This window comes from Vibrio sp. V23_P3S9T160 (assembly GCF_963886625.1).
Taxonomy (GTDB): Bacteria; Pseudomonadota; Gammaproteobacteria; order Enterobacterales; family Vibrionaceae; genus Vibrio; species Vibrio anguillarum.
This window is the reverse complement of the sequence record NZ_CAWPDB010000029.1, coordinates 1-7,202: the sequence shown is the minus strand read 5'-3', so window position 1 is coordinate 7,202 and position 7,202 is coordinate 1. Positions and strand designations below refer to the sequence as shown.

Here is a 7,202-nt window from a genome sequence, read left to right as displayed (position 1 = left end):
CAAGTCGAGCAATTGAGAATGCAAAGCAAAGATAACTTAGAAAGGCTCAGCGTTATTCTGGCTTTTATCGCGACTCGGTTGCTCCAGTTGAGATTTATGAATGAATCAGATGAGTTATCTAAGAGCAGTTGTGAGCCGATATTAAAAGGCAAAGCATGGAAGCTAATGTGGCTAAAGCTAGAAAGAAAAGGGCTACCGAAGGAAGCTCCGGACATATCATGGGCTTACAGAGGTATTGCTCGATTAGGGGGTTGGAAGAATACAAAGCGAACGGGTCGTGCTTCTATAAAGACATTATGGCAAGGATGGTTTAGGTTACAAACCATCCTTGAAGGGTATGAACTGGCTAAGTCTCTTGATTCACCAGACTTGTGATCAAGAGACAGCCTCCTAACCTCCCCCTTAAAGGGGGAGGAACAGAACGGTATCAGCTTCCACTCTAGAGCATATAATTGGACATAAACGATTTAGAATTACGGCACTAAAACGTTTCTGTCAGATTAGGAAAAGTAAGTTGAAGCCTTAGACATTTGTTATGTTCGTTTTGGCAGTTCACGCTTTGCTGATTTAATTAATTTAGGCAGATATTATTGAACAGTGTCACGGACTGCCAATGCATGTCTAAATAGGTGAGCTGATTGAGGATTGTCAAAAGCCTCTTGCGCGGCTTCATGCACACTAAAGTTTTCTTTTTGAAGTGCGCTATTGACTGCCACTAGTAGACCATAAAACTCATCATTCATTACCAGTCTACCTGTTACTGCCAACTTCTGAACCTCTCTCATTGACTGTTCTATATTAGAACCAGAGCGACTTGTATATTCACCGCAGTGTTCTGACCGAACTTGCTCAGCCCAATACGAGATATCTTCGAGGGCAACAATGACTTTGCTGTAAAGCTCTCGTTTTTCATCCCAGATTTTTTCTTTTTTTGTTCGGGACAAAGCCAAATGAGTCCCCAATACTGCACCGACAAAACCACCCAAAAGCGGTACTACAAGTTTATATACTTCGATATCCATTTAGTCCTCTAAGAACATGGCGTCATTGGTATTCAGCCCCACCTGCGCAAGATCCCAATCAGACGCCTGATTGCTTTTAGCCTGTTCAAACTTAGCTTTGCACAATGTTAAAAAATCAGGATATATCTTCTGTAATTCTTCTTTTTCAAAAGTCTCTAGGCAGATATGAAATACATATAGAACTGGCCCTATTGTTATCGTTGAGCGGTATGCGTTAAGTTCCTTCGTATTTTTATCACCATTTACAATCAAGCCACCATGAGCAGCATACTGCTCGACCCCAAAATTTGATGATGCATGACTAAAAAATGGATCGACTTTTATCTCTAACCAAATACGGTTGAGAGAATTCCTACTAATAGCAAACTCCGCAAGTGTAGTGGGAATAGGGCCAGCCACTTCAGCGATATGGCAGCACAACAACTTGGCGAAATAACGGAATATATTCAGATAAGAATCTCCCCCCTCCAAGTAAAGTTCAGGCGAGAAGACGCTCACAGGCTCTTGATTATTCTTGACCCGCTCAGCCACTAATCCATGAAAGCGATCAAACTCTCTATCCGCCTGTTGAGTGCGTGATGTATTGCAGGTTTCACAAATTCTTACTTTGAACTTAAGATGCTTTGATTTAACGCTTTGAGCTGATTTCATAGCCCTATTTGACTCACCAGAAACTCCAACCATCAATGGCTCTTTCCCGAATTCCTTGCGCAAAGCCGCAGCCTTGATTTTATGCTCACCCGTCAAATTTTCGGAGTTACCGCACAAGCAGCACTTTGTGACGGGAAATTGCTGAAAATACACCTCGTAGCCTCCTGATGCCTAACAGTTGCTGGACAGATAATCTCTACTAGAAATTGTCCGTCAAAAATACTCTGCTTAGTTCTTTCGATCTTTCATACATCACGGATCAAGCCTGACGTAACCTAACGTTAGACAAGTAGGTCTTTTTCAATCGAACCCACAAAATTCAGACATCTTCGATCTAACACACCATGGTAAACTGAGTGCATATTTAATCATTAGTCTAAGTAGGTCAACTAATGACAAAAAAAACTAGTTAAGTGTTTAAGCTAGACAAGATTTGGGGCAAATTTCAGTCAGTGGCTGTACTAATAGTCTAATTGAAACGCCCTGTGCGGTCCCGTATGCAGGGTGTTGTGTGAATAGAGAAGGAATACCGAAAAACTCACATCAGTTACCTATTTGTAGAGTGGATTAACTCTATAAACTTCCTGCGAGCATACTTTAAAAATCCTCGCTTCTCTTATTGTGTCCTGAAGGACATTTTTATTGCTTCACCTCTATTACTGACTATTTTGCAACCTATTGATGGATTGTATACTCTAAAAACGGATTCGATAAAAATTAAGCAAAGGGACAATAAGTGAACAATAGTAACTGGGATGATTTGAAGTTTTTCTTAGTGCTTTATGAGTCGGGCAAGGTAAGTACAGCAGCTAATAGATTGAATGTAAATTACGCGACAGTTTCGAGGCGCATAGATCGATTGGAAGATTCTTTAAAACTTAAATTATTTAACCGTACAGGCGATGGATTTAATTCAACGATTGAAGGTAAGCTTTTATACGAACGTTCGGTTGACCTAAGAGATAAAATCAACAGTCTATCCGAGTCTCTTTCGCCTGAATCGAAGTTTAATCAGAATGCCAAAATTTCTATGGTTCCGTTTTTGGCAGAACACTTCGTCATCGAAAACCTGAAGAAGTTGCACTCACGATTTCCCGAACTGAGATTTGAAATTGATACATCAAATCGAAACGTGAATATAGCTAAACAAGAAGCTGACATCGCATTACGTTTGGATCTTCCTGAAAAGGGTGAATCAATTTGTAAGAAACTAGGTGAAGTAGAGTTTGTATTGTGCGGTACAGATTACTGGATAGAACGATTGGTAAACGATGAGCCAGTCGATGTCATCACTTACACGGCAGAATTCAGTCATCTGACAGAGTGTAAATTCCTGATTGAAAAGTTCGGGACTAAGGCTATAAAACTCCAAACAGACACAATATCCGCTCAGAAGAAAGCGGCCGAGCATGGCTACGGCATTGCACTTCTACCACGACTAACACTAGGTTTAAGCTCATTGAGTTCGATTGAACCAGAAAATCCTATTACTCGCGAGATATGGATGCTCACTTCGAAGAAGACTTCAATGTCCACACCAAAGAAGCTTGTCATGGAAGAGTTGGTGAAAATGTTTAAGAATGAGCTGAAAAACTAATAAAAATGGCAGGGTATCCTGCCATTTCTTTAAAGGAGAGGTTCTTTTAGCTTTGAGCTGTTTGTACCTGGAAGCGATTTGTACTTACAGTTTTAGGCTTTGATGCTAAGCGACTGTAAATGTTGTTTAGCACTAGAACGAGGATTGTAATACCAGCGCCGTAAACCTCAGTATTCGTGATCGTTTCACCTCTGAACATGCCAATAGTGAAAGCAGTAATTGGTACCATGTTAATAAACAACACGCCGTTGATTGGGCCTAAAGTGCTTATTCCGTGGTTCCAAGAGAAAACAGCAATCACACCAGCAAATGTGATCAAGTAGATTAACTCCCATTTAACTGCTAGAACTTGGTTAAGCGACGGCGCCTGAGTGATTCCAGCGAAGTTGGTAAAACACGCAACTAATACGATGGTAAATGCACCAAAGAAACAGGACAGCGCGGTATAGCGTAGTACTGAATATCCACTTACGTAGCTCGCGCCTAATGTATACGTTACCCAACAAAACGCACCCGCAAGAATAACCAAGCTTGGTAATAAGCTGCCACCTGATAGAGCTGAAAGATCACCTTTGGTAATCACTAGTAGAACACCAAGCAAAGCAAAAACGATCGATACAATAGTGAAATTTGAAGGTCTTATTTTTTTCAGTGTCCACATCATAACAGCTGAGATTAAAGGCATCAGCGCCATAATTATCGCGCCATGTTGTGGTTTAGTGTAAGCCAGACCAGCAAAAGCTAAGATACTGAAACCTGCGAATCCAAATGAGCCAAACAACCATAGTTTGAAGAAGTCTCTGCCTGGCAACAAAGATGATAGTCCCTCTTTAGCTGCTAATATCGCTACAAATATGAGAGACGCGGTTCCATATCGAATTAAACTGATATGTACTGCATCCATTGTCGTTAAAGCGTTCTTCGCTATTGGGAACATCGCCCCCCAAGAGATAGCAGTACCTAACAAGCATAAGATTGCTATTACAAATTGTGTGAATGAAATGCTCGACGCTTTGGTTGGTTTTGATTCCGAGTTCTTTGATGGCTGAACAGTCGCTTTATTCAATATCATCTGCTTGAGCTCATCATTACGAACTTTGCCTGATGGTGAATATGGAATTGAATCGACTTGGCAAACACCTTCAAGTTTCACCTTGAGCTTTTTGCAGATGTACTTAATGTTTCTGACCAATTCGGCGTCATCAACAATAAACTCCTCGTTAATCGCATACCCACAAAGTATGGAGTTCTTTGAGACCGGTATCATCGCTACATCTTTGATTCCCGGGAGGTGTCTTACATCGTTTTCAAGTTCATAGACATTTAGTGCGCTTTCACCTTGTGCGCGGTTTCTCAGATAAATATTTCCATCAGCATCCATTTCGCCTGTCTCTGCGGTGATAAGGTATTTATCATCATCGATCACGACATATTCAGAATCTTGGTTTCCATAACCATCCATGTTCATGTAACTCGAAATAGCAATGCGTCCAACTTGATGATTTGGAAGCAGGTTACCGTTCTGATCGACCACTTTGATTTTGTTGCCATCATAAGCTCGACCAACACTTGTAGGGTTAGTGATCAAATCACATGGTTCAGCTAGTGCATTAACACCAGTCTCAGTTGTCCCATAGTACTCATGGATTACGGGGCCAAGAGCGTTGATAGCTTGAAGTTTCGCTTGTGGGTGAAAATGTTTACCACCAACAATGATGAATTTTAAATTGTTATCATTAGATGCATAACCACCTAGAGAATAATGAGTGACCACATCATTCAAAAGTGGGGGAGTCATGGCACTTGTAGTAATCCATTCACTTTTAATTAGGTTGGCCATATTAAGCGTGTCATGTGGTTTAGCGATAACGATAGTAGCGCCTAACTGCATGAATAATCGTGACCAACCACTACCGGCAGCATGATACAAAGGCATTGCAAGCAAATGAACATCTTCGGAAGAGAAGCCGTAACGCGCAGTGAAGAATGAAAATCTTCGAGCATCAAAAGACTTACTACGCACGACTGTTTTTGGTACACCAGAGGTACCTGAAGTGAATGATATACTTCTGAAAGGACGATGCTGTACTTTGATTGCTCCCGACAGATCCTCTGTATCTTCTAACAGTTCACAGAAGTTGATGCTATTCTTCAACTGACTATCTAAATCAACGATAGTCACACGCTTAGCAAGTTCCTGTAAATTGATATTATTTTCAATACAGTATGACGATGATACAACCAAAATATTGCAATTGGTTGAAGTCAACATCGACTCGATTTTCTCAGTATTCTGCGTATAGTCTATACCAGTGCATGGTATCTTTAATGAAGATGCCGCTGACATTAGGTAAACCAGTTCTAGGCAATTCGGTGAGATGTAACACATACATAGGTCGGCACGATTGTTGTCTATCTTCGAAGACAGGTTTACCGTGATTTTGTATGCCTCTCTATAAAACTCAGACCATGTGACTTTTTTGTCACCGAAAATGACGGCGTTTTTATTTCCTCGAGCAGAGGATATTTCCTTTAGTTTATCTATTGGAAGCATTATTTAATTCCCTTCAACAATTAATAGAGATGTATCGTCAAAAATTGATTGGTTAATTTTAGTTATTACGTTGTTACAAATGGTTTGTCCTGGTGTCAAAATCGGAATCCCAGGTGGATATAAAATATAGAATGAATTCGCTATATCACCGACATTGATATTTAGTAGGTTGTTTTTGGTTTTATACTTCTTGTCTATTTCACATAGAGCATTAGCCAGTAAGCCAATTAATTCATTTGAAATCCCATGATGAATATTTAGAAGAATTGAATTATGTGAATATCTGCTAACATATATCCCATATTTATTAAATAGGATTTCTCGAATTTTAGCGCCGCTTAATAGTTTAGTGGTGCATGTTATCCATAGCTTTGTCGGGTCTTGAATTAGATATTCTTCTTCAAGAGTCAAACTAAGATATCTAAACAGGCTCAAATCGTTAATGAAGGATTTAAGGTATTCACACTGTTCACTTATTCTATTCGAGTACTGTACTGCGTATTGGTTAGCATGACTCAAAGCGAGTTCCGTACTTGCCAGAATAGGATAACTAGGAGAGGTGGAATGATTTCGAAAGTGACTACCAACAACCTTAGTTTGACAATCCTCCGAACCAAAAACATTGATTATGCTTGCTTGTCGCAATGCAAATAAGGACTTGTGAACAGAATGCGTCACTATAAAATTAACATCATATTTCTTTGAGAGAGTTGAGGCGTTTTGTATTGCACTTTTCTCTTTCATCTTAGGATCAAAAGTAGACCAAGCCCCCCATGCTTCATCTATCACGATGTTCTTTATGCCTTTAGCTCTTTCACAGACAACAGGAAGAAACTCTTGTAAATCAAAACACACGCCATCATAGGTCTGACTGTTGATGATGAGGGTTGTATAGGATGTTCCAGTCTCTTCAGCTCTGACTAACGCATCAATTATGCCTTGGGTATCAGCAGAGTAGATATAAGCATCATCATTGCAAATCAGATCCTGTACATAGTTCACATCACTATTTTGAGCCTTCAATGAAAAGTATATAGATTGATGAACACCTCTTTGACATAAGACCTTATCAGATGACTTACAAATAGCTTCTATTATAATTTTGTTTGATATTGTGCTACCGCACGTAACGAACAGTGACAAGTCAGAACCATACATATCTTTCAATATATTCGCTGATTCATCTATAGCTTTACTTGGATCAGTTAAACTATCGAAAAATGGTGAGGTAAGTGATAGCTCTAGTTCTTTTACCTTAGATAACCTAGCGTTAAAATCCTCACTCACTACGACATCTTTTGTTTTTCCAAGATTTTGTATGGGTAACGCATGAAAACTCCCTTTAAGCTTTTTATTAGCATTATTTAAAGAGTTATAT

General features: G+C 39.7%; 6 protein-coding genes. 2 read left to right on the top strand and 4 right to left on the bottom strand.

What is annotated here, in order from left to right:
• A partial coding sequence (locus AACU59_RS01860; RefSeq protein ID WP_272925435.1) for an IS4 family transposase occupies positions 1-375 on the top strand: 375 nt, incomplete at its 5' end.
• 212 nt (positions 376-587) lie between these two features.
• Here AACU59_RS01860 and AACU59_RS01855 read toward each other — a convergent pair.
• Together AACU59_RS01855 and AACU59_RS01850 are read right to left on the bottom strand one after the other, a co-directional pair.
• A complete protein-coding gene (locus AACU59_RS01855) occupies positions 588-1,022 on the bottom strand; it encodes a hypothetical protein (RefSeq protein WP_161437580.1) in 435 nt (144 codons plus the stop codon).
• Complete coding sequence (locus AACU59_RS01850) at positions 1,023-1,826, bottom strand: hypothetical protein (protein ID WP_069526183.1); 804 nt, start codon at positions 1,824-1,826, stop codon at positions 1,023-1,025.
• 583 nt (positions 1,827-2,409) lie between these two features.
• On the opposite strand from AACU59_RS01850, the gene AACU59_RS01845 reads away from it, so the two are divergent.
• A complete protein-coding gene (locus AACU59_RS01845) occupies positions 2,410-3,270 on the top strand; it encodes a LysR family transcriptional regulator (protein ID WP_064626258.1) in 861 nt (286 codons plus the stop codon).
• A gap of 46 nt (positions 3,271-3,316) precedes the next feature.
• Here the strand turns inward: AACU59_RS01845 and AACU59_RS01840 are convergent, their stop codons facing one another.
• Positions 3,317-5,824: an AMP-binding protein gene (locus AACU59_RS01840; RefSeq protein WP_064626257.1), complete on the bottom strand. Its 2,508-nt coding sequence runs from the start codon at positions 5,822-5,824 to the stop codon at positions 3,317-3,319.
• Between the two features lie 3 nt (positions 5,825-5,827).
• Positions 5,828-7,202, bottom strand: a 1,375-nt coding sequence (locus tag AACU59_RS01835) for a lysine decarboxylase (RefSeq protein WP_161437579.1), incomplete at its 5' end; no start/stop codon positions are given.